Genomic DNA, 21,548 nt, shown 5'->3' with positions numbered 1-21,548 from the left:
TGGCAGACGCCAGACTAGCGAGAGCGCACCGCGGGGCGGCGCTGCCAGCCGGTCCACAGCGGCCGATAGCCCTGCGCGTACCAGAACGGCGTCGACCGAGGGTTCGCTACGGCGTGGTGCAGCAGCACGACATCCGCGCCCGCTTCGTCGAAGACCTGGTGCGCGTGCGCGGCCAGCGCGGTACCGACGCCGGACGACCGGGCCGCCTCGGAAACCGCCAGCGACGACAGGTAACCGACCCGGGAAGCGGCCACCCGGTGCCGGATCCAGCCGGTCTCGTCGGGCATCTGCAGCACCACCATGCCGAGCGGCTGGCCGTACAGCTCCGCGATCCACACCTGCGGTTCGGGCCGTTCCAGGTGGTGCAGCAGCTCCTTGGTGATCAGTTCCTCGACACCGGGGCGGAGCGTGACCCGGCCGAACTGCGCGTCGTAACGCTGCAATTCGAGCTGCAGCGCGACCGCGGTGGAGAGGTCGTCCGGCGTCGCGTGCCGGATGCAGACGCCCGGCGTCGCGTCGGGTCCGGCCGCCATCCGCTGTGCCGGGCGGACCGCGAGCACGCCCACCGGAGCGAAGCCGTGCCGCAGGAGTTCGGTGGCCCCGACCGTGTCCCGGCTGGGGCGGGAGAGCACCGCGGCGCACTCCGTATCCCCCACTCGGGCGAGGGACCGCAGGTGTTCATCCCATCGAGTGAGCAACGCGTCGAGCGCGGCGGCCGGATCGGGTCCGGAGACCTGAACCTCCAGCCGGTGTTCGACGAGGGCCCGCCACATCGATCGCGGGCTGTCCGGGCCGAGTCCGGTGCAGGTGCTCAACCCGGCCGCGGCGGTGTCGCCGACCTCGGCGGAAAGCAGCGTGGAATCCCCTCCGACCTCGAAGGGGAGTGGCGCGGGAAGCAGCGCGTCCACCGTGGCGATGCGCGCCGCATGGCCGGTGGCTGTCACGTCGTTGTGCATGCCGCCATTGTCCGCCGAACCGGCCGGAAAAGAGCCCCAGAACACTCCCTAGGCCGGGGGTTCCGGGGGCAACCGGGAGTTTCACTCCTTGGTCCACGCAGGTCAGAGAAGAACGCCCATTGTTAACCCTGGGGTGATCTCCTACTGTCTCGAAAGGGACGTCGGTACGCCCTACGGGGTAAGGTGGCGCCCTCGCCCACACCTGACGTCACGGACGAGCGCGACCGGGCAGCCGGGAAGGAAGGTCGGATGCCGGACAGCAACGCCCATCCCGGTACCGCTCCGGAGGCGATGGGCCCGGGAGGTGCTGGCTCCGCACCGGCCGAAGGCCGCACGGACGAGAGCCGCTTCCGCGTCTACACCTTCTTCGTACTGGGTCTCGGCCTGCTCGCGGCCCTCGCGGTCGGCGCCTGGCTGCCGTTCCACGGCTCGGCGAAGCTCTGGTGGATCGGCCCGGTGCTCGCGGTCGCGTTCCTGCTCGCCGAACAGCTCGGCATCAACGTCGACGTCCGCAGCGGGATTTCGTGGACCATCTCATTCACCGAGATTCCGCTGGTAATCGGTTTCTTCGTCGCTCCGTTCGAAGTGGTGCTCGCCGCGCATCTCGTGGCGGGCATCGGCACGCTGCTGGCCCGCAAGGTCGCCGGCCGCGTCCTCTACAACGCGGGCGCGTTCCTGCTCGAAATCACCGGCGCGTTCGCCGTCGCCGGGCTCGTGCACCTGGCCATGGGCGGCGGGCCGACCATGCCGTGGGTCGCCGCGCTCGCCGGCACGCTCACCGCTCCGCTGGTCAGCACGCTGCTCGCACTGGCCGCCGTGCGCGTGCTGCGCCGCCGGATGCGCGTGAGCACCGCGATCCGGCTGACCGGCCGCATCCTCGTGGTCGGCTTCGTCAACGCCTCGGTCGGCCTCACCGGCTACCTCGTCATCGCGAGCACCCCGCAGGCCTGGCCGCTGGTGCTGGCGGTGTTCCTCGGCCTGACCGCGCTGTACTGGGCGTATTCCGACCTGCTTCGCGAACAGCGGGACATGGAAGCGCTGTCCGACGTCAGCCTGATGGTCGCCCGGTCCGGCCAGCAGGCCGCCGCTCGCCCAGCGAGCCGCGGCGAGGAACTGGTGGGCGGCGTCGACGTGCGCGAATGGGCCACGATCGCCGAGCGGATCAAGGACCAGCTGTCCGCCGGACGCGTCGTGCTCCGGCTGCGGCTAGAGGCCGACGACCCGATGCGCGTCGTGGTCGCGGGCAACGAACTGCCGCCCGCCGACCCGGCGCACGACGACCCGCTGCTGCGGCTGCCCGGCGCGCACGTCCGGCATTTCCGCATCACCGAGGCCAACCCGGACGTCCGCGCGGCGCTGCTGGAACGCAGCGCGCAGGAGGCGCTCGTCGTGCCGCTGCGCAGTGCGAACCAGCTGCTCGGCGTCGTCGAAGCGCACGACCGGCTGTCGCGCTGGCGAGGCTTCGGCAAGTACGACGTCCAGCTGCTCGGCACGATGGCCAGCCACCTCGCGACGTCCCTGGACAACCGGCGGCTGCTCGCCACGCTCCGCCACGACGCCTACCACGACCCGCTCACCGGGCACCTGAACCGGCCGGGATTCCAGCAGGTCTCGCGGGATCCGCTGCGCGAATCGGCGGAGGTCGTGGTGCTGCGGATCGACCTCGACGTCTTCTCGACGGTCAGCGACGCGCTCGGCTACTCGTGGGCGGACCGGATGGTCGTCGCCGCGGGCACCCGCATCCGCGGCGCACTCGGCCCGGACGTACCACTCGCCCGGCTCGAAGGCGCGTCCTTCGCCGCGCTGCTCGTGGACTGCACGGTCGAGGAGGCCCATCGCGCCGCCGAACGGCTTCGCGTGCAACTGTCCGAGCCGTACCCGGTGGACCGGCTTTCCGTCGAAGCCAACGCGATGATCGGCTACGCCAGCTCCGTGGACGACGCCGGCGAGGTCGATGTCGACGGCCTGCTGCAGCGTGCCGACGTCGCCGTCCGCGCCACCCGCGGCGGCGAGGAAGTGCGCGGCTACGTGCCGAGCATGGGACAGATCTTCCTGCGCCGGTTCCAGATGGTCACGCAGTTCCGGCAATCGCTGGAAGACGGTCACGTCTCCGTGCACTACCAGCCGAAGGTGACGCTGCCGAACCGGCAGGTGCAAGGCGTCGAGGCGCTCGTGCGCTGGGTGCACCCGGAGTTCGGCAGGCTCGGTCCGGACGAGTTCGTGCCCGCGATCGAAGCGGCCGGCCTGATCGGCGTCCTGACGTCGTTCGTGCTGGAGGAATCGCTCAAACGCGTGCGCAAGTGGCTCGACGAGGGCCTGCGGATCTCCGCGGCGGTGAACCTGTCGGTGCGGAACCTGTCCGATGACGACTTCCCGGCGAAGGTCCAGCGCGAACTGGAACGCTTCGACGTGCCGCCGGAACTGCTGACCTTCGAGCTGACCGAGTCCGGCGTGATGTCCGACCCGCAGAAGGCGCTGCCGATCCTGCGCGAGCTGCATTCGCTGGGCATCGTGCTCGCGGTCGACGACTTCGGCACCGGCTACTCGTCGCTCGCGTACCTGCGGCAGTTGCCGGTGGACCAGGTCAAGATCGACAAGAGCTTCGTGCTCGGCATGGGCACGGATCTCGGCGACCTCGCGGTGGTGCGGTCGATCGTCGAGCTCGGGCACTCGCTGGGCCTGACGGTCGTGGCGGAAGGCGTCGAGGAGGACGTGGCGCGCGATCAGCTCGAGGCGATGGGATGTGACGTCGCCCAGGGCTACCTGATCTCGCGGCCGCTGCCGGAGGACCGGCTGGAGGCGTGGCTGCAGGCCCGCACGGCGCGGTCGCCGGGGCGGCACTCGGAGACCGTGCTGACCCTGCTGACCTGAGGTTTTGCGGTTAACCGACCCCGGTTGCACGGGTACTCCGGACGGGTTGCTAATCTTTCCAAGTCCTCGCGAGAGGCAAGGCCCCTTTAGCTCAGTCGGCAGAGCGTCTCCATGGTAAGGAGAAGGTCTACGGTTCGATTCCGTAAAGGGGCTCGCGAGTAGGCGAGCTATGTCTGCGGAAAACGCAGACGTGGCTCGCTTCGCGGCGTCCATCTGGGGGTCGAACCCCCAGACCCCCGCCAGGGGGCTAGCCCCCTGGACCCCCGGAGCGTTTCGGCCGGGTTGGGGTTGGCCGTCACGTAGGGCGGTGTAGCTCAGTTGGCAGAGCAAGCGGCTCATAATCGCTGTGTCGCCGGTTCAAGTCCGGCCACCGCTACGCGGTAACGACGGGGCTGGCCCCCGGATCTGAGAGAGAAGGAAACGCTGTGGCTGCCACCGACGTGCGACCCAAGATCACGCTGGCGTGCGAGGAGTGCAAGCACCGCAACTACATCACCAAGAAGAACCGGCGCAACAACCCGGATCGCCTGGAGATGAAGAAGTTCTGCCCGAACTGCGGTACGCACCGGACTCACAAAGAGACCCGCTGACGCAGGCGGTCTTTTACCAGCTTCGCAAAAGCCGTCCCGGCACTCGCCGGGGCGGCTTTTTCGCTTCTCTTTCAGCTACTGGCCAGTTCTGGCACCCGCGCGGGACGGCGCCGGTGTTCAGTTAGCCTCTTCGCGTGCCTTTGGACCAGTCGTTCACCGGGCGGGAGTACCCGTCGGACAGCAAGTACTTCGTGAGCCGGGAGAAGATCCGCGAGTTCGCCGACGCGATCGAGGACCCGAACCCGGTGTACCGGGACCCGGAGGCGGCCCGCGCGGCCGGCCACCCGGACGTGCTCGCGCCGCCCACCTTCCTCACCATCCTGAACCTGCCGAAGATCAACGGCATCGTGTCCGACCCCGCGCTCGGGCTCGACTACTCCCGGATGGTCCACGGCGACCAGGGATTCCGCTACGAACGCCCGGTCCACGCCGGCGACGAGCTGGAAATCTCGGCCACCATCGAGTCGATCATGGCGAGGGCGGGCAACGACTTCATCAACCTCCGCGCGGAAATCACCGACGCGGACGGCAAACTCGTGTGCACGACGCGGGCGCAGCTCGTGGTTCGGGGGGCGGAAGCGTGAACGTCGGCGACGAACTGCCTCCGCTGGAGGTCCGCATCACCCGCGCGCAGCTGGTCCGCTACGCCGGGGCCTCGCTCGATTTCAACCCGATCCACTGGAACGAGCACTTCGCGACCAAGGTCGGACTCCCCGACGTGATCGCGCACGGCATGCTCACGATGGCCCTGTCCGGCCGCATCGTCACCGACTGGCTCGGCGACCCGGCCCGCCTCGTGGACTTCAGCACGCGCTTCACCCGCCCGGTCGTGGTCCCGGACAACGACGAGGGCGCGCTGGTCGAGGTGACCGGCAAGGTCGGGGCACTGACCGACGAGGGACTCGCCCGGATCGACCTGACGGTGAAGTTCGAAGGCAAAACCGTGCTGGGCAAACCGCAGGCTCTCGTCCGCCCGTGAGCGACCGGCCTCGCTGAGCCGCAGAGCGCCCCAATGTGGCGTTGGGTGCATGCGACGCACCGACCGCCACATTGGATGCGTGCGGCGTACCCAATGCCGCATGGAGGCCGTCTCAGTGCACCCCCAGCACCGACTCCACCACGCCAGCCATCCCGGCCTCGCCCCGAGCGTTCGGATGCAGGGCCGCGGCCGACGACGTCGGCACCACGCCCTCGACCCACTTGACGTCCGAATTCGCGCACACGTCGTGGCCTTTGCTCGGCTCAGCGGTATCCGCGAACCCGGCGTCGTGCGATTTGGCCTGATCGGACAGGGCGTCGTTGAGCTTGCCGAGCGAGTCCCGCAGATACGCCACGTCGCCAGCGCCCAGCGGCAGGACCGGCCAGCAGCCGTTGCCGTCCGGGAGGACCGTGGGATAGCCGACGACCACCACCCGCGCCTTCGGGGCCTTCTTGTGGATCTGGTCGAGCGCGGTGCCGACCTTCTTCGCGGTCTCGCTGATCCGGTCGGCCAGTTCGTCCTTGCCGCCCGCGGTGAGCCGGTCCTTGCACGGCGAGGCGCTCTCGTGGGCGGTCACGCAGGTCTGCGCCAGTGAGATGAAGCCCACATCGTTGCCGCCGATGCCCAGGGTGACGAGCGTCGTGTCCGCGGTGACCGAGTCGAACTGCGGCGGATTCTCGCCGTTGCGAGTCGACTGGGCGTCGGTCAAATCCTCCGTCGTCGCGCCGCTGCAGCTGACGTCGACGAACTTCGCGGGCTTCAGCTTCGCCGACACCAAGTGCGGATAGTTATTGGCCGAGCGCGCGCACCCAGCCGGTGTTCCCGCCTGTTTTCCCGTGCGCGGAGCCGACGTGTACGAGTCGCCGAGCGCGACGTACCGGCCGCTTCCGCCGCCGGTGTCCGCTCCGGACGGCGGCGCGGACGACGAGTCGTGCTTCGACTTGTAGTAACCCACGCCCAGCAGCGCCCCCACGACAACGAGGACGAGCAACCCGCATCCACCGCTTTTGTTTGCCCCCACGGGACCGTTCTACCGGTCCGGACCCTCGCGGACGACCCGCTTACGGGTGATCACGCGAAGACAGCGGCGTGCAGTTCGCCGGCCAGTTCCAGCGCGTGCGGGACGGTTTCGGCCACATAGTGCAAATCGACCAGCGCTTCGGTGATGCCGTCGGCCTCGGCGGCCGCCAGCAGAGCCGCGACGTCCCCGATGGTCGCCGTGCCCGACCCCGGCGTCGGATTGATCCGCAGCACCCGGCGCAGCGACTCCGGATCCCGGCCCGCCTTCTCCGCGGATTCGACGACCACCGCCCACTTCTGCCGCAGCATCGGGATCGGGAGACCGGCGGGCAGCCAGCCGTCGGCGATCCGGCCGACGCGCCGCAGCGCCGCGTCCGACGCCCCGCCCAGCAGCACCGGCGGGCCGGGCCGCTGCAGCGGACGCAGGCCGATCAGGGAGTCCGGGATGTCCCAGCGCTCGCTTCGGTGCCCGGCCGGGTCCGCGGTCCAGAGCGTCCGCAGCACCGTGACCAGTTCGGCCAGCCGCGCGCCGCGGTGCTCCCACGGCACGCCCGCGGCGGTGTACTCGTCGCGCAGCCAGCTGAGCCCGAGGCCGACGTCGAGCCGTCCGCCGGACAGCAGGTCCAGCGAGGTCAGGGAGCGAGCCAGCAGCACCGGGGAGTAGAGCGGGCCGCTGAGGGTGCTCGACCCCAGCCGCGCGGTCTCCGTCGAGTTCGCGGCGATGGTGAGCGCCAGCAGCGGATCGACGAAGCGGACGAACTCCGGCGGGTACGGCCGTTCGGGCGTACCCGCCGGGTAATAGGTTTTCGGGGCGACCGGGGTCAGCACCCGGTCGCCGACCCACAGCGAAGCGAAGCCCATCCGCTCGGCTTCGGTGGCGAACCCGGCGATGGCGGAGGGGTCGGCGAGCTTGCCGTACTGCGGCAGAGCGAGCCCTAGTTGTAACGCGGTCACCGAGTCTCCTTGAGCATAGTTTCGCTTGTGGATCAACGAAGATCATCTTCCGCCACGGCGGTCTTGGCTGCCTGGCGGGAAAATCCGCGCGAGCGAATGTGATTTCGCTTGCCGTGCCGGGAATTCGGAGCGGTCGCGAAGCCGGGCGAGGCGGCGGTCGCCGACGGCTTTGCGATTAATCGGATTTCGGAGCACGAGCCTATATTGGCACGATCGGGTGATCTTCGCCGCGTGTTCCGGGGGTGCGGTCCGAAGGGGCCGGAACGCTCCTCCGCGGGCTTCGCGGAGGCGTCCCGGAGCCGTCGAGGGGGCTGGGTTGCAAGGCAACATCCGGCTTGCCGTAGACTTCGGAACTCGGAACGCACTACGGTCATCCCCGCCGGATGGTGGGGATGATGGAATGCGTCCTCCGGAGCCAGGGTGACCCGGCTCCACAGGGGTGTAGCTCAATTGGCAGAGCAGCGGTCTCCAAAACCGCAGGTTGCAGGTTCAAGTCCTGTCACCCCTGCGTACGGGAACTGGTGGAGCGGAGGAGTGGTCGTGAGCGACAGCGACGCCAGCGGCGAGCACGAGCAGGACGATTCGGGCAAGCAGCCCGGAGTCGAATCCCGCCCGGTGTCCGCCGCGGCTCGGCGCGAACGCCGCGCTTCCGCTCGGCCGGCAGGCAAGTCCGAGGCACGGCCGGGCTCGACCCGTCCGTCCGGCAAGGCGGGCGACAAGGTCGCGAAGCCCGCCGACGCCAAGGGCGCGCCTACCCCCAAACGGGACCGGAAGCCCAAGAAGGCCTCGGTGTTCGCCCGGTTCACGCGGTTCATCCGCGAGGTCTGGGCCGAACTGCGCAAGGTCATCTGGCCCAACCGCAAGCAGATGGTCACCTACACCGCGGTCGTGCTGGTGTTCGTGGTGTTCATGGTGGCCCTCGTGAGCGGCCTCGATCTCGGCTTCAAGGAGCTGGTCGGGCTGGTCTTCGGCTGACGCCCGCAGGGCGCGCCACCGCGCTGGCCGGGCCCCGGTCCGGCCTGGCAAGCGATCAACTGAGAGGACGGAACGTGACCTCCGACAACGGCACCGAAGCCGGTCGCGACCTGACCGAGCTTTCCGACGAGCAGGCGCTGGCGGCGCCCGGCGACGAGGAATCCGCCGAGCCCGTCGAGGTGCCCGTCGCCGAGGACGAGGTCGCCGCCGAAGAAGCCTCCGCCGACGCTGACGCCGACGACGCTGGCGAAGACGCCGACGTGACCGAGCCCGCCCCCGAGGCGGACGACCCGGTCGCCGCGCTGCGCGCCGAGCTCAAGGCCGCGCCGGGCGAGTGGTACGTCGTGCACTCGTACGCCGGTTACGAGAACAAGGTCAAGACCAACCTCGAGACGCGTACCCAGACTCTGGACGTCGAGGACTACATCTTCCAGATCGAGGTCCCGACCGAAGAGGTCACCGAGATCAAGAACGGCCAGCGCAAGCAGGTGCAGCGCAAGGTGCTGCCCGGCTACATCCTGGTCCGGATGGACCTCAACGACCAGTCGTGGAGCGCGGTGCGCAACACCCCCGGCGTCACCGGGTTCGTGGGAGCCACCTCGCGGCCGTCGCCGCTGACCGTGGACGAGGTGCTGAAATTCCTCGCCCCGCAGGTCGAGAAGGAAGCCCCGGCCAAGGCAGCCAAGGGCGGCGAGTCCGCCGCGGCCGCCACGTCCGGCGCGCCCACCGTCGAGGTCGACTTCGAGGTCGGCGAGTCGGTCACCGTCATGGACGGCCCGTTCGCCACGCTGCCCGCCACGATCTCCGAGGTCAACGTCGACGGGCAGAAGCTCAAGGTCCTGGTGTCGATCTTCGGCCGGGAGACCCCGGTCGAGCTCTCGTTCAGCCAGGTCTCCAAGATCTGACGGCCGGGCCATCCCGGTCGGCAGTCCCCGCGTACTGGCAGGTGTGCGGGGGACTCACGTCAGTTAAGAAGGACACAAGGTAATGCCACCCAAGAAGAAGAAGCTTGCGGCGATCATCAAGCTGCAGATCAAGGCGGGTGCGGCCAACCCCGCGCCGCCGGTCGGCCCGGCGCTGGGTCAGCACGGCGTCAACATCATGGAGTTCTGCAAGGCCTACAACGCCGCGACCGAGTCGCAGCGCGGGGACGTCGTCCCGGTCGAGATCTCCGTGTACGAAGACCGGTCGTTCGACTTCAAGCTGAAGACGCCGCCGGCCGCCAAGCTGCTGCTCAAGGCCGCGGGCGTGGAGAAGGGCTCCGGCGAGCCGCACAAGACCAAGGTCGCCAAGGTCACCTGGGACCAGGTCCGCGAGATCGCGAAGACCAAGGAGACCGACCTCAACGCGCACGACATCGACCAGGCCGCGAAGATCATCGCCGGCACTGCCCGTTCGATGGGCATCACGGTCGAGTAATGCCGCCGCGACGCGGTCGCGGCAGTTGAGCACGAGTGGGAGAGCCAGGTGCTGGCTCTGCAACACCACACTGATCCATTGACTTACTAAGGACAGAAGCATGACCAAGCACAGCAAGGCCTACCGCCAGGCCGCGGAGCTGATCGACAAGGCGCGGCTGTACGCGCCGCTCGAGGCCGCGAAGCTGGCGAAGGAGACCTCCAAGACGAAGATGGACGCGACCGTCGAGGTCGCGATGCGTCTCGGGGTCGACCCGCGCAAGGCCGACCAGATGGTCCGCGGCACCGTGAACCTGCCGCACGGCACCGGTAAGACCGCCCGCGTCATCGTTTTCGCCGTCGGCGACAAGGCCGCTGAGGCCGAAGCCGCCGGCGCGGACGCGGTCGGCACCGACGAACTGATCGAGCGCATCCAGGGTGGCTGGCTCGACTTCGACGCCGCGATCGCGACGCCGGACCAGATGGCCAAGGTGGGCCGCATCGCCCGCATCCTCGGCCCGCGCGGCCTCATGCCGAACCCGAAGACCGGCACGGTGACCCCCGCGGTCGAGAAGGCCGTGAAGGACATCAAGGGCGGCAAGATCAACTTCCGCGTCGACAAGCAGGCGAACCTGCACTTGGTGATCGGCAAGGCGTCGTTCGACACCGAGAAGCTGGTGGAGAACTACGCGGCCGCGCTGGACGAGATCCTGCGCGCCAAGCCGTCGTCGGCGAAGGGCCGCTACGTCAAGAAGGTCACCTTCACCACGACGATGGGCCCGGGCATCCCGGTCGACCCGGCGCGGACCCGCAACCTCCTTTCCGAGGAAGCGGCGGTCTGAGTCGCACATCACGCGAAAGGGTGGTCACGCTTCGTGCGTGACCACCCTTTTTTCGTGTCTCATGGACGTATGCCAACGACGTTCCTCGCCCCCGATGGGCTCCAGCTGAGCTACACGGTCTGGGAGGGCGACGGACGGCACCGGCGGCCCGTCGTGCTGCACCACGGTTTCGCCGCCGATTCCCAGGTGAACTGGGTGAATCCCGGAGTGGTGGACGCGCTGGTCAAGGCCGGGTTCACGGTAATCGCGCTGGACGCGCGCGGACACGGCGCGTCAGAGAAACCGCACGACCCGGCGGCCTACGGCGAGGACATCATGGCCGCCGACCTGACCGCGCTGTTCGACGAACTCGGCCTGGACGAGGTCTGCCTGGCGGGCTACTCGATGGGCGCGATCGTGTCTCTGCTGGTGGCTACGCGTGACCGACGAGTCCGCTGCCTCGCGGTCGGTGGGGTCGGCGCCGGGATCGTGGACTTCGGCGGGGTGGACGCCCGGGTGATCAACCGGAGCCAGATCGCGGACGGCCTGCTGGCCGAAGACCGGTCGCAGGTGCCCCCGGCGGCCCGCCCGTTCCGCAGGCTGGCCCGCCGCGCGGGCGCGGACGTCGAAGCACTGGCCGCGGTCATGCACGCGACCCCGCACGGGCCGATGCGGCTGACGAACCTTTCGGCGGCGACGCTGATCCTGGCCGGGGAGTCGGACGAGCTGGCCACCCAGCCGGAACGTCTCGCCGCGGGGATCGCCGGCGCGCGGCTGGTGCGGGTGCCGGGGAACCACATGGAAGCGGTGGCACACCCGGCGTTCGCGGCGGCTTTGGTGGACTTCTTCGCGTATTCGGACACGGGGGAGACCCGGTTGCCGATCAGCTCGCCTGCGTGACGGTCAGCCCGGGGTGGAGGTCGCCGTCGGCGGCGGGCACTTCTCCGGACCGCGTTGGTGGCCGGAGATCAGCCACTGTCCTTTTTCGACCTGCTTGACGGTGAAGTCGCCGAGCGCGGGGCCTCCGGTGATGGCGAAGTCGCACGACTTGATCACCACGTCCTCGCCCGGCGGCCATCCGGAACGCTTCGAGATCGACTCGGCGTAGGCGTCGACCGAGCCGGGCGCGCGGTCGAGCCGGTCGTGCAGGCCTTGTACCGCGGCGGCGCAGTCGGTGAAGCCGAGGTCCGTCGCGAATTTCAGTTGCGTGGCCTGGTCGAAGAGCCCGCAGACGTGGTCGACCATGCTCTTCTGCCCGGGGCCGTGCTGCGCGATCCCGTCGTAGACGCGGCGGACCGATTCGTACGGCGAGGCCGTCGTGAGGATCTGGTTCGTGTGATAGGTCCCGCCGCCCTCGGCGGCGATCTCGGCTGAGGTTTTGCCGTCGTTGCTGGGGAAGATCTGGTGATAGCCCCAGTTGATCAGGATGCCGAGGATGACCAGGGCGATCACCCAGCCCAGGATTTTCCCGCCGAGGCGCTTCACCCAGCGCGGCACCGGGCGGCGGTCGCGCGGTGGTTCCTCGTACGCGGTCAGCGCGCCCGGCTGGTTCGGCGGGGCTGGCGGTTGCCCACCGGCGAGCGGTTGCGGCTGGCGGTTGCCCGCCGGGACCAAGCCCGCGTCCGGAGGGGGTGCCGGTTCGGCGCCCTGCTGGGACTGGGTGAACCGCAGGTACTCCTGGAACCGCTGGAATTCCTGGAACTGGCGCAGCTGCTCGGGATCCAGCTGCGGCTCCGCTGATGCGTTCGGCTGCGGGAGATTCGGAGGTGTGCGCGGAGCGACCTCGGCCCCGCCGGGCTGCGGCAGTGCGGGCGGCTGTTCCGAAGACCCACCCGGGCTCGGAGTGGTCGAGCCGGGAGAGGGGGTTTCTTCCGGCTTTCCGTGATCACGCTGTTCCGCCACGTCACCAATGATGCCCGCTCCACCGCGATTTCCCGAGACTGACCCGGTTCTCGCAGCTCAGCCAGGGGGCGCCCGCGAAGGCCGGGAAACCCTCCCGTATGCTGGTCGACGGTTCTACCAAAGACCGCTGGTTCTCTCCGGATCTCCGGGGAGCGAAGGTTCCGCAGTACGGCGGACGGCCTGCGCAGGAGGAACGAGGCCTTAGCCCCAGTCTTCACGGCTGGGCAACGCCCCGCGTCTGCCTGCGCGTGGGCGTTTTTGTCGTTCAGGGGCGCCTCCGCCGAAGCCAGTGGTGACACTAGCCAAGAGAGGAGGCGACCATGGCGAAGCCCGACAAGGTGGCGGCCGTCGCCGAGATCGCGGAGAGTTTCCGCAGCAGCTCGGCCACCGTCGTTACCGAGTACACCGGCCTCTCCGTGACTCAGCTGTCCCAGCTGCGCCGCGCTCTCGGCACCAGTGCCAAGTACCGGGTCGCGAAGAACACCCTCGTCAAGCGTGCCGCTGAGGACGCTGGCCTCCAGGGGATCGAGGACCTGTTCGTCGGTCCGACCGCGATCGCCTTCGTGCAGGGCGAGGCAGTCGACGCCGCGAAGGCGCTTCGCGACTTCGCGAAGGAAAACAACGCGCTTGTCATCAAGGGCGGCTACATGGACGGCAAAGCGCTGTCCGTGGACGAGATCACCAAGATCGCCGATCTCGACAGCCGCGAGGTGCTGCTCTCCAAGGCGGCGGGCGCGTTCAAGGCGAAGCTTTCCCAGGCCGCCGCGCTGTTCCAGGCGCCGGCGTCTCAGGTTGCCCGCCTGGCCGCCGCGCTGGAGGAGAAGCAGCGCAACGCCACCGGTACCGAAGCAGCCGAAGCACCCGCCGAGAGCTGAACCACCCCACCCCGAACGTCTCGTTCGTTTTTCTGAGAGGAAGCCATCATGGCGAAGCTGAGCACCGCCGAGCTGATCGACGCCTTCAAGGAGCTGACCCTTCTTGAGCTGTCCGAGTTCGTGAAGGAATTCGAAGAGGTCTTCGACGTCACCGCCGCCGCCCCGGCCGCCGTCGTCGCCGCTGCCCCGGGCGCCGCGCCCGCCGAGGCCGCCGCGGAGCAGGACGAGTTCGACGTCATCCTCGACTCGGCCGGCGACAAGAAGATCCAGGTCATCAAGGTCGTCCGCGAGGTCGTCTCCGGTCTGGGCCTGAAGGAGGCCAAGGAGCTGGTCGAGGCCGCTCCGAAGGCGCTGCTGGAGAAGGTCGACAAGGAGGCCGCCGAGGCCGCCAAGGAGAAGCTCGAGGCCGCTGGCGCCAAGATCACCATCAAGTGATCCCGGGCGCGTGAGCGCCTGCACCACCCTCGAAAGGGGCGGACACCCGGCACGGGTGCCCGCCCCTTTTGCTGTCCGGAACAAAAAACGCACAGTCGCCGGAGCGGCTCGTGAGAGCTCTCGTTCAGGCGGACAAACTGGTCGTCCACCGGGGCCGGGTCACCCCCTGTTTGCCGCGTTTCCGCCGGTTAACCCGTCAGGGTGAGCGGCGGTGGGCCATCTGGATCTGCGCCCGAACGTGACGTGCACTACCGTGCTGCCAGCGGTCGCCGTACTGGATGCCCGGTGCGTCAGGCGGGCACGGGGGCTGGCCAGAGAACAAAACTGGTGAGTAACCTGTTCGCGCTCAGCTCGTTGCACCTGGTTGAAGCGGAGTTCGCCGCGCGAGCTCCGCCGTCGCCGGCGGGTAACGGGGCGGCGGTGCGCGACGACGCGGAACAGCTCCTGGAGGTGCGATGGGTGCCGAGGTGGTCATCGAAGGTCTGACGAAGTCCTTCGGAAAGCAGACCATCTGGCGGGACGTGACGCTGACCCTGCCTCCCGGCGAGGTCTCGGCGATGCTCGGCCCGTCCGGAACCGGCAAGTCCGTGTTCCTGAAGTCGATGATCGGCCTGCTCAAGCCGGACCGCGGACGCTGCGTCATCAACGGCGTCGACATCGTCACCTGCTCCGAGCACAAGCTGTACGAGATCCGGAAGCTCTTCGGCGTCCTGTTCCAGGACGGCGCGCTGTTCGGCTCGATGAACCTCTTCGACAACGTGGCCTTCCCGCTGCGGGAGCACACGAAGAAGTCGGAGACCGAGATCCGCCGGATCGTGCTCGAGAAGCTCGAGATCACCGGTCTGGCCGGTGCGGACAAGAAGCTCCCCGGCGAGATCTCCGGCGGTATGCGCAAGCGCGCCGGTCTCGCCCGCGCCCTCGTGCTCGACCCGGAGATCATCCTGGTCGACGAGCCGGACTCCGGTCTCGACCCGGTCCGCACGACCTACATCTCGCAGCTCTTCCTGGACGTCAACGCCCAGATCGACGCGACGTTCCTGATCGTGTCGCACAACATCAACCTCGCCCGCACGGTGCCGGACAACCTCGGCATGCTGTTCCGCAAGGAACTCGTCATGTTCGGCCCGCGCGAGGTGCTGCTGACCAGCGACGAGCCGGTCGTCGAGCAGTTCCTCAACGGCCGCAAGCTCGGCCCGATCGGCATGTCCGAGGAAAAGGACAGCGCCCAGATGGCCCGCGAGCAGGCCGAGGCCGCCGCCGGGCACGGCGACGTGCTCAACGAGGACGTGCGCGGCGTCGTGCCGCAGATGCAGGTCAGCCCGGGCGTTCCGGAGCGGGCCGGGGCGAAGCGGCGGATGGACCGCGTCATGCGGATCCTGCACACGCTCCCGCCGAGCGCGCAGGAGGGGATCATCGAATCCCTGACGCCGGAGCAGCAGCGGTACTACAACGTGCGGCCCAACCCCGGCGCGTTCCACCACCAGCACGGCCCCGAGGCCACCCAGCAGCTGCCCCCGGTCAGCGGCCCGGGCCCGGTGCCCAGCCAGCACCAGGGACAGCTTCCCGCCGACCAGGTCGCGCGCATTCCGGGCGCGGACCGCCGGTCGCCCCGGCACGGGCAGGGTGGCGCGTGACCACCAGCACGGCCAAGATCCCCGGCTACGGAATGCTGCGGGAGACCGGGAACCTGTTCGCGCTCGGCCTCGACATCATCCGCGGCATCTTCCAGCGCCCGTTCCAGTTCCGCGAGTTCATCCAGCAGGCCTGGTTCGTCGCGAGCGTGACGATCCTGCCGACCGCGCTCGTCGCGATCCCGTTCGGCGCGGTCATCTCGCTGCAGTTCGGCGCGCTCGCCCGCCAGCTCGGCGCGCAGTCCTACACCGGTGCCGGTTCGGTGCTGGCGACCGTGCAGCAGGCCAGCCCCCTGGTCACCGCGCTGCTGGTGGCCGGTGCGGGCGGAAGCGCGGTCTGTGCCGATATCGGCGCGCGGACCATCCGCGAGGAGATCGACGCGATGGAGGTGCTGGGCGTCTCCGCGGTCCAGCGCCTGATCGTGCCCCGCACGCTCGCCATGATGCTCGTCGCGCTCCTGCTCAACGGCATGGTCAGCGTCATCGGCGTGCTCGGCGGCTACTTCTTCAACGTCGTGCTCCAGGGCGGCACCCCGGGTGCGTACCTGTCCAGCTTCTCCGCGCTCGCGCAGCTGCCCGACCTCTGGGTCGGCGAGATCAAGGCGCTGATCTTCGGCTTCATCGCCGCGGTCGTGGCGGCTTATCGCGGCCTGCACCCGAGCGGCGGCCCGAAGGGCGTCGGCGACGCGGTGAACCAGTCGGTGGTCATCACGTTCCTGCTGCTGTTCGTGGTGAACTTCGTGATCACGCTGATCTACCTGCAGCTCGTGCCCGGAAAGCTGGACTGACCATGACGTTCCTCTCGGGCGCGAAGCGGATCGCCCACCGGCCGCTGGACACCCTGGACACGCTCGGCGACCAGATGTCGTTCTACGGCCGGGCCCTGCTGTGGACGCCGCGCACGCTGCGCCGCTACACCAAGGAAGTGCTGCGGCTGCTGGCCGAGGTGAGCTTCGGCTCCGGCTCGCTCGCGGTCATCGGCGGCACGGTCGGCGTGATGGTCGGCCTGACGCTGTTCACCGGTGTCCTCGTCGGCCTCCAGGGCTACTCGGCGCTGAACTCGATCGGCACCTCGGCGTTCACCGGCTTCCTCACCGCGTTCTTCAACACCCGCGAGATCGCGCCGCTGGTGGCGGGGCTCGCGCTGTCGGCGACGGTCGGCGCGGGCTTCACCGCGCAGCTCGGCGCGATGCGGATCTCCGAGGAGATCGACGCGCTCGAAGTGATGGGCGTGCCGAGCCTTCCGTACCTGGTGACCACGCGGATCATCGCCGGATTCGTGGCCGTGATCCCGCTGTACGTGATCGGCCTGCTGAGCTCGTACCTCGCCTCGCGGCTGGTCGTTATCTATATCTACGGACAATCCGCGGGTACCTACGACCATTACTTCGACCTGTTCCTACCACCGCAAGACGTGCTCTATTCGTTCATCAAGGTGCTGATCTTCAGTGTTTTGATCATTCTTTCGCACTGCTACTTCGGGTACCGGGCCAGCGGCGGGCCCGCCGGGGTGGGCGTGGCCGTCGGCCGCGCGGTGCGGCTTTCCATCGTCACGGTTTCGGTCGTGAATTTCTTCATCGGTTTCGCGATTTGGGGAACCGACGTCACGGTGAGGATTGCGGGATGACCACACTACGGCGCAGGTTGCTCGGCCTGCTGCTGGTGGCGGTGCTCGTCGGCGGGATCGCGCTCAGCATCGCGATGTACGACAAGGCGTTCAGCAAGTTCGTCACGGTGAAGCTCGACGCGGGCCACATCGGCAACCAATTGCTCAAGCAGTCCGACGTGAAGGTCCGCGGCTTGATCGTCGGTTCGGTGGAGGACATCAAGGCCACCGAAAACGGCGCGGAACTGACGCTGGCGATGGACCCGGAGTCGGTGAAGCTGATTCCGCAGAACGTGTCCGCGCGATTCCTGCCCAAGACGTTGTTCGGCGAACGCTACGTGTCGCTGGAGATTCCGAAGGACCCGTCGGCCAAGACGCTTTCCCAGGGCGACGTGATCACGCAGGACCGCACGTCGAGCGCGATCGAGCTGGAGCAGGCGCTCGAGCACCTGATGCCGGTGCTGCAGGCGGTGCAGCCGCAGAAGCTGTCCAGCACGCTCAGCGCGATCTCGACCGCGCTGCAGGGCCGCGGCAAACCGCTCGGCGAAACGCTGTCGCAGCTCGGCCAGTACATCGGCGACCTGAACCCGCACGAGCCGGAACTGCAGCACAACCTGAAGGCGCTCGCGGAGTTCTCCGGGCATCTGAGCAACGCGACCCCGGATCTGGTGCAGAGCTTGGACAACCTGAGCACGACCACGCGCACCGTGGTGGCCGAGCAGGCGAACCTGTCGAGCCTCTACGGCAACCTCACCACGGCGTCGCAAGACCTGCAGTCGTTCCTGGAAGCGAACTCGCAGAACCTGATCAGCCTCGCCAACACCGCGCGCCCGACCGCTGAACTGCTCGCCAAATACGCGCCGGAATACCCGTGCGTGATGAAGCAGATGGCGAAGGTCGTCCCGGCCGCGGACGCGGCGCTGGGCAAGTTCAACGGCAAGCCCGGCCTCAACGCCACCATCGAGATCGTGGTGAACCGCGGGCCGTACAAGCCGGGCGAGGAACCGCGGTTCGAGGACAAACGCGGTCCGCGCTGCTACGACCTCAACCCCGCGCCGGACCCGTTCCCGCAGCAGCCGCCGGACGGCCCGTTCAAGGACGGCACCAAACAGGGCGCGGCCCCGAAGACCGTCGGCGAGGGCCTGAACCCGGCCAACTTCAAGGCGGACGCGGCCGGGCTGAACGGCGGCGGCGCTTCGGGTGGCAACCCGGTCAACACCGCGGCCGAGAACAACTTCCTCGCCGCGCTGGTCAGCCCGGAGATGGGGATTTCGCAGAGCCAGTTCCCGGGCTGGGGCTCGCTGCTCGTCGGCCCGCTCTACCGGGGCACGGAGGTGACGGTCAAGTGAGGGGACTCGCCGCACCGCTGATCAAGCTGTCGATCTTCGTGGTCGTCACGGTGCTGTTCACGACGGTGCTGGGCATCAGCATCGCGAACATCAACACCACCAGCACCAGCGCCTACTCCGCGCGGTTCACCGACGCCACGCTCCTGCTGCCGAACGACGACGTGCGCATCGCGGGCGTTCGCGTCGGCCAGGTCAAGGACGTCAAGATCGTCGACAAGCGCCAGGCGCAGGTGGACTTCGAGGTCGACTCCGGGCGCAAGCTGCCGGCCGGGGTCACCGCGCAGATCAAGTTCCGCAACCTGGTCGGCCAGCGCTACGTCTCGCTCGGCGAGGGCGACGACACCAGCGGCGCGACGCTCAAACCGGGCGACACCATCCCGCTCGAGCGCACCACGCCCGCACTGGACCTGACCGAGCTGTTCAACGGCTTCAAGCCGCTGTTCACCGCGCTGAACCCGGCCGACGTGAACAAGCTGTCGTACGAGGTCATCCAGGTGCTGCAGGGCGAGGGCGGCACGGTGGAAAGCCTGCTGTCGCACACCGCCTCGCTGGCGACCACGATCGCCAACAAGGACCAGGTGATCGGCCAGGTCATCGACAACCTCAACTCGGTCCTCGACACGGTCAACCAGCACACCCCGCAGCTCAACGACCTGATCGTGAAGCTGCAGCAGCTGGTCTCCGGCCTCGCCGCGGACCGCAAGCCGATCGGCGACGCGATCGAGGGGCTGGGCAACCTGGCCAACACGACCGCGGGCCTGCTGACCGACGCGCGGCAGCCGTTGAAGGACGACATCGCCGCTCTTGGCAAGCTCACCACGAACCTGAACCAGAACGAACCGCTCGTCGAGCACTTCATCCAGTTCATGCCGAAGAAGGTCAGCGCGCTCACCCGCACCGCCGACTACGGCTCGTGGTTCAACTTCTACGCGTGCGAGATGACGGGGACGGTCGGCGCGCCGCCGCTGCTGCCGAACACGAACTTCACGCTCTTGCCGACGAACCGGGACAGGTGCAAGGGATGAAGTCCTTCCAGAAACGCAACCCGATCCCGATCGCGCTGGTCGGCATCGCGGTCATGGCGCTCGGCCTCGTCGCCGCGATGAACTCCGAGGACCTGCCGGTGATCGGCGGCGGCACCACCTACAGCGCGGACTTCTCCGAAGCGGCCGGGCTGCAGAAGGACAACGACGTGCGGATCGCCGGCGTGAAGGTCGGCAAGGTGTCCGACATCAAGCTGGACGGCGCGAGCGTCAAGGTGTCGTTCAAGGTCAAGGACGCCTGGATGGGCGACAAGACCACGGCGGCGATCAAGATCAAGACGCTGCTGGGCCAGAAGTACCTCGCGCTCGACCCGCAGGGCAACGGCACGCTCGACCCCGGTTCGCCGATTCCGCGCGACCGCACGATGTCGCCGTACGACGTGCTCGACGCGTTCCGCGGCCTCTCGCAGACGGTCGACGCGATCGACACGAACCAGCTGTCGAAGAGCTTCGAGGCGATCACCCAGACGTTCTCGAACACCCCGCAGGACGTGAAGGGCGCGCTGTCCGGGCTTTCGAAGCTGTCGGACACGATCGCCAAGCGCGATTCGCAGCTGGCGAACCTGCTGGCCAACACGCGCCAGGTGTCGCAGACCCTCGTCGACCGCGACGCCGAGGTGCAGAAATTGATCACCGACGGCAACCAGCTGCTGGACGAGATCGGCAAGCGCGAGCAGGCGATCAAGACACTGCTCGACGGTTCGAAGCAGCTTTCGGCACAGCTGCAGGGCTTGGTCGACGACAACGACGGCCAGCTGAACCCGGTGCTCACCCAGCTCGACCAGCTCACCTCGATGCTGCAGCGCAACCAGGACTCGCTGGCACAGGGGATCCAGAAGTTCGCGCCGTTCATCCGGGTCTTCAACAACACGATCGGCACCGGGCACTGGTTCGACAACTACATCTGCGGCCTGGTGCTTCCCTCGGTCGGCCCGCTCAATCCGGAGGGGTGCAACTCCAAATGACCGACACCCGCTTCGGCCAGTCGCTCATGCGCGGCATGACGGTCGCGATCGTGCTCGCGCTCGTGGTCGCGGGCGCGCTCTGGTGGACCCTCAAGGACGCCGGCCGCAACCATCTGACCGCGTACTTCTCCGGCGCCGTCGGCCTTTACGAGGGCAACAGCGTCCGGATGCTCGGCGTGGACATGGGCACGGTGACCAAGATCCAGCCGATGGGCAACCAGGTCCGGGTCGACCTCGAATACGACCGCTCGGTCGCGGTGCCCGCCGACGCGAAGGCGCTGATCGTGGCCCCGTCGCTGGTCAGCGACCGCTACATCCAGCTCGCCCCGGCATACACCGGCGGCCCGCGGATCTCCGACGGCGCGACGATCGGTCTCGACCGCACCGAGGTGCCGCTGGAGGTCGACCAGCTCGCGGCCAGCCTGGCGAAGGTCAGCGAGACGCTGGGGCCGAACGGGGCCAACAAGAACGGCTCGCTGTCGGACCTGCTGAACACCGCCGCGAACAACCTCGACGGCAACGGCAAGGCGCTGCACGACACGATCACCAAGCTCGGGCAGGCGTCCGGAACGCTGGCGGGCAACAAGGACGACCTCTTCCAGACGGTGCAGAACCTCGGCAAGTTCTCCCAGTCGCTCGCCAACAGCGACGGCCAGGTGCGCCAGTTCGAGAGCCAGCTCGCCGACGTGAGCGGATTCCTGGCCGGGGAGAAGGACAATCTCGCCCAGACCGTGCAGCAGCTCGGCACCACGCTGCAGTCGGTGCAGGGCTTCATCGAACGCAACCGCGGCCGGTTGAAGTCCAATGTGGACAAACTGGCCAGCGTGACCAAGGTGCTGGTGGACCAGCGCAGCTCGCTCGCCGAGATCCTCGACGTCGCGCCGGTCGCGCTGTCCAACATCGTCGGCGTCTACAACGGCTCGTCCGGCACGCTCGACGCGCGGCCGAACCTCAACGAGCTGACCGCCCCGCCGCTGGTGATGGTCTGCAGCCTGCTCAAGCAGACCTCGGTGACCAAACAGCTGCTCGGCAACGCCTGCGACGGCATCGCCAAGGTGGTCGACGGCGTGGTTCCGCTGCCGTCCACCGCGCAGGTCCTCCAGGCGATGCAGAACGGCCAGCTGCCGCCGCTGCCGCTCCCGCTGCAGGGCCAGGTCTACGGGACGCAGGGGAGCTGAC

At 68.5% G+C, this 21,548-nt stretch carries 22 protein-coding genes and 3 tRNA genes; 21 read left to right on the top strand and 4 right to left on the bottom strand.

Translation table 11 applies throughout. The features are described 5' to 3' along the window. Nucleotides 1-14: 14 nt before the first annotated feature. Complete coding sequence (locus tag ACZ63D_RS33435; RefSeq protein WP_465358310.1) at nucleotides 15-956, bottom strand: GNAT family N-acetyltransferase; 942 nt, start codon at nucleotides 954-956, stop codon at nucleotides 15-17. A gap of 249 nt (nucleotides 957-1,205) precedes the next feature. On the opposite strand from ACZ63D_RS33435, the gene ACZ63D_RS33430 reads away from it, so the two are divergent. The 6 genes from ACZ63D_RS33430 to ACZ63D_RS33405 all read left to right on the top strand — a co-directional run bounded on the left by ACZ63D_RS33430 (nucleotide 1,206) and on the right by ACZ63D_RS33405 (nucleotide 5,396). Beyond that, nucleotides 1,206-3,827 carry a putative bifunctional diguanylate cyclase/phosphodiesterase gene (locus ACZ63D_RS33430; RefSeq protein ID WP_465358309.1) on the top strand — a complete coding sequence of 874 codons (2,622 nt, stop codon included), beginning with the start codon at nucleotides 1,206-1,208 and terminating at the stop codon, nucleotides 3,825-3,827. An 80-nt stretch (nucleotides 3,828-3,907) separates the two neighbouring features. Next, nucleotides 3,908-3,980 (top strand) — tRNA-Thr (locus ACZ63D_RS33425). Between the two features lie 150 nt (nucleotides 3,981-4,130). Continuing rightward, nucleotides 4,131-4,203, top strand: a tRNA-Met gene (locus tag ACZ63D_RS33420). Nucleotides 4,204-4,252: 49 nt separating this feature from the next. Beyond that, nucleotides 4,253-4,417 (top strand): 50S ribosomal protein L33, encoded by a 165-nt coding sequence (rpmG, locus tag ACZ63D_RS33415; RefSeq protein ID WP_005152047.1) that lies wholly within the window; start codon nucleotides 4,253-4,255, stop codon nucleotides 4,415-4,417. 134 nt (nucleotides 4,418-4,551) lie between these two features. Further along, nucleotides 4,552-5,001 (top strand): MaoC family dehydratase N-terminal domain-containing protein, encoded by a 450-nt coding sequence (locus tag ACZ63D_RS33410; RefSeq protein ID WP_409183520.1) that lies wholly within the window; start codon nucleotides 4,552-4,554, stop codon nucleotides 4,999-5,001. Then, nucleotides 4,998-5,396 carry a MaoC family dehydratase gene (locus tag ACZ63D_RS33405; protein WP_465358308.1) on the top strand — a complete coding sequence of 133 codons (399 nt, stop codon included), beginning with the start codon at nucleotides 4,998-5,000 and terminating at the stop codon, nucleotides 5,394-5,396. The genes ACZ63D_RS33410 and ACZ63D_RS33405 overlap by 4 nt, the downstream gene beginning before the upstream one ends. 112 nt (nucleotides 5,397-5,508) lie before the next feature. On the opposite strand, the gene ACZ63D_RS33400 is transcribed toward ACZ63D_RS33405, so the two are convergent. Then, a complete protein-coding gene (locus ACZ63D_RS33400; protein ID WP_465358307.1) occupies nucleotides 5,509-6,387 on the bottom strand; it encodes an SGNH/GDSL hydrolase family protein in 879 nt (292 codons plus the stop codon). A gap of 80 nt (nucleotides 6,388-6,467) precedes the next feature. Beyond that, nucleotides 6,468-7,370 carry a TIGR03619 family F420-dependent LLM class oxidoreductase gene (locus ACZ63D_RS33395; RefSeq protein WP_465358306.1) on the bottom strand — a complete coding sequence of 301 codons (903 nt, stop codon included), beginning with the start codon at nucleotides 7,368-7,370 and terminating at the stop codon, nucleotides 6,468-6,470. Nucleotides 7,371-7,805: 435 nt separating this feature from the next. Between ACZ63D_RS33395 and ACZ63D_RS33390 the strand changes: the two genes are divergently transcribed. From ACZ63D_RS33390 to ACZ63D_RS33365, 6 genes are all read left to right on the top strand, one after another. Continuing rightward, nucleotides 7,806-7,878: transfer RNA gene (locus ACZ63D_RS33390), tRNA-Trp, on the top strand. 32 nt (nucleotides 7,879-7,910) lie between these two features. Next, a complete protein-coding gene (gene secE, locus ACZ63D_RS33385) occupies nucleotides 7,911-8,345 on the top strand; it encodes a preprotein translocase subunit SecE (RefSeq protein ID WP_465358305.1) in 435 nt (144 codons plus the stop codon). Nucleotides 8,346-8,419: 74 nt separating this feature from the next. Next, nucleotides 8,420-9,250 carry a transcription termination/antitermination protein NusG gene (gene nusG, locus ACZ63D_RS33380; RefSeq protein WP_465358304.1) on the top strand — a complete coding sequence of 277 codons (831 nt, stop codon included), beginning with the start codon at nucleotides 8,420-8,422 and terminating at the stop codon, nucleotides 9,248-9,250. Between the two features lie 82 nt (nucleotides 9,251-9,332). Further along, nucleotides 9,333-9,764, top strand: coding sequence for a 50S ribosomal protein L11 (gene rplK, locus ACZ63D_RS33375; RefSeq protein ID WP_037360170.1), 432 nt, complete (start codon nucleotides 9,333-9,335; stop codon nucleotides 9,762-9,764). Nucleotides 9,765-9,864: 100 nt separating this feature from the next. Then, entirely contained in the window at nucleotides 9,865-10,584 is a 720-nt protein-coding gene (rplA, locus tag ACZ63D_RS33370; RefSeq protein WP_465358303.1) for a 50S ribosomal protein L1, read from the top strand. Between the two features lie 69 nt (nucleotides 10,585-10,653). After that, nucleotides 10,654-11,463: an alpha/beta fold hydrolase gene (locus ACZ63D_RS33365; protein ID WP_465358302.1), complete on the top strand. Its 810-nt coding sequence runs from the start codon at nucleotides 10,654-10,656 to the stop codon at nucleotides 11,461-11,463. A gap of 3 nt (nucleotides 11,464-11,466) precedes the next feature. Here ACZ63D_RS33365 and ACZ63D_RS33360 read toward each other — a convergent pair whose 3' ends face one another. Continuing rightward, nucleotides 11,467-12,465 carry a hypothetical protein gene (locus ACZ63D_RS33360; RefSeq protein ID WP_465358301.1) on the bottom strand — a complete coding sequence of 333 codons (999 nt, stop codon included), beginning with the start codon at nucleotides 12,463-12,465 and terminating at the stop codon, nucleotides 11,467-11,469. A 320-nt stretch (nucleotides 12,466-12,785) separates the two neighbouring features. Here ACZ63D_RS33360 and rplJ point away from each other — a divergent pair, with 320 nt between their 5' ends. The 9 genes from rplJ to ACZ63D_RS33315 all read left to right on the top strand — a co-directional run bounded on the left by rplJ (nucleotide 12,786) and on the right by ACZ63D_RS33315 (nucleotide 21,547). Next, nucleotides 12,786-13,340 carry a 50S ribosomal protein L10 gene (rplJ, locus tag ACZ63D_RS33355; RefSeq protein WP_465358300.1) on the top strand — a complete coding sequence of 185 codons (555 nt, stop codon included), beginning with the start codon at nucleotides 12,786-12,788 and terminating at the stop codon, nucleotides 13,338-13,340. Between the two features lie 48 nt (nucleotides 13,341-13,388). After that, nucleotides 13,389-13,775, top strand: a complete 387-nt coding sequence (rplL, locus tag ACZ63D_RS33350; RefSeq protein WP_465358299.1) for a 50S ribosomal protein L7/L12 — start codon at nucleotides 13,389-13,391, stop codon at nucleotides 13,773-13,775. Nucleotides 13,776-14,230: 455 nt separating this feature from the next. Beyond that, nucleotides 14,231-15,409, top strand: a complete 1,179-nt coding sequence (locus ACZ63D_RS33345) for an ABC transporter ATP-binding protein (RefSeq protein WP_465358298.1) — start codon at nucleotides 14,231-14,233, stop codon at nucleotides 15,407-15,409. A 32-nt stretch (nucleotides 15,410-15,441) separates the two neighbouring features. After that, nucleotides 15,442-16,194, top strand: a complete 753-nt coding sequence (locus ACZ63D_RS33340; RefSeq protein WP_051165981.1) for an MlaE family ABC transporter permease — start codon at nucleotides 15,442-15,444, stop codon at nucleotides 16,192-16,194. A 2-nt stretch (nucleotides 16,195-16,196) separates the two neighbouring features. Then, on the top strand, nucleotides 16,197-17,033 hold the full coding sequence (locus ACZ63D_RS33335; RefSeq protein ID WP_465358297.1) for an MlaE family ABC transporter permease: 837 nt from the start codon (nucleotides 16,197-16,199) through the stop codon (nucleotides 17,031-17,033). Continuing rightward, nucleotides 17,030-18,361 (top strand): MCE family protein, encoded by a 1,332-nt coding sequence (locus ACZ63D_RS33330; RefSeq protein WP_465358296.1) that lies wholly within the window; start codon nucleotides 17,030-17,032, stop codon nucleotides 18,359-18,361. Before ACZ63D_RS33335 ends, ACZ63D_RS33330 begins: the two co-directional genes overlap by 4 nt. After that, nucleotides 18,358-19,386: an MCE family protein gene (locus ACZ63D_RS33325; RefSeq protein WP_465358295.1), complete on the top strand. Its 1,029-nt coding sequence runs from the start codon at nucleotides 18,358-18,360 to the stop codon at nucleotides 19,384-19,386. Before ACZ63D_RS33330 ends, ACZ63D_RS33325 begins: the two co-directional genes overlap by 4 nt. After that, the gene (locus ACZ63D_RS33320; protein ID WP_465358294.1) at nucleotides 19,383-20,369 is read left to right on the top strand and encodes an MCE family protein; all 987 of its coding nucleotides are present in this window, start codon (nucleotides 19,383-19,385) and stop codon (nucleotides 20,367-20,369) included. The genes ACZ63D_RS33325 and ACZ63D_RS33320 overlap by 4 nt, the downstream gene beginning before the upstream one ends. After that, nucleotides 20,366-21,547, top strand: a complete 1,182-nt coding sequence (locus ACZ63D_RS33315) for an MCE family protein (protein WP_465358293.1) — start codon at nucleotides 20,366-20,368, stop codon at nucleotides 21,545-21,547. The genes ACZ63D_RS33320 and ACZ63D_RS33315 overlap by 4 nt, the downstream gene beginning before the upstream one ends. Nucleotide 21,548 lies beyond the last annotated feature (1 nt).

The organism is Amycolatopsis sp. NPDC104775, assembly GCF_055583325.1.
Note: the sequence above shows the minus strand (reverse complement) of the source record. Positions and strands in the feature narration are given on the sequence as shown.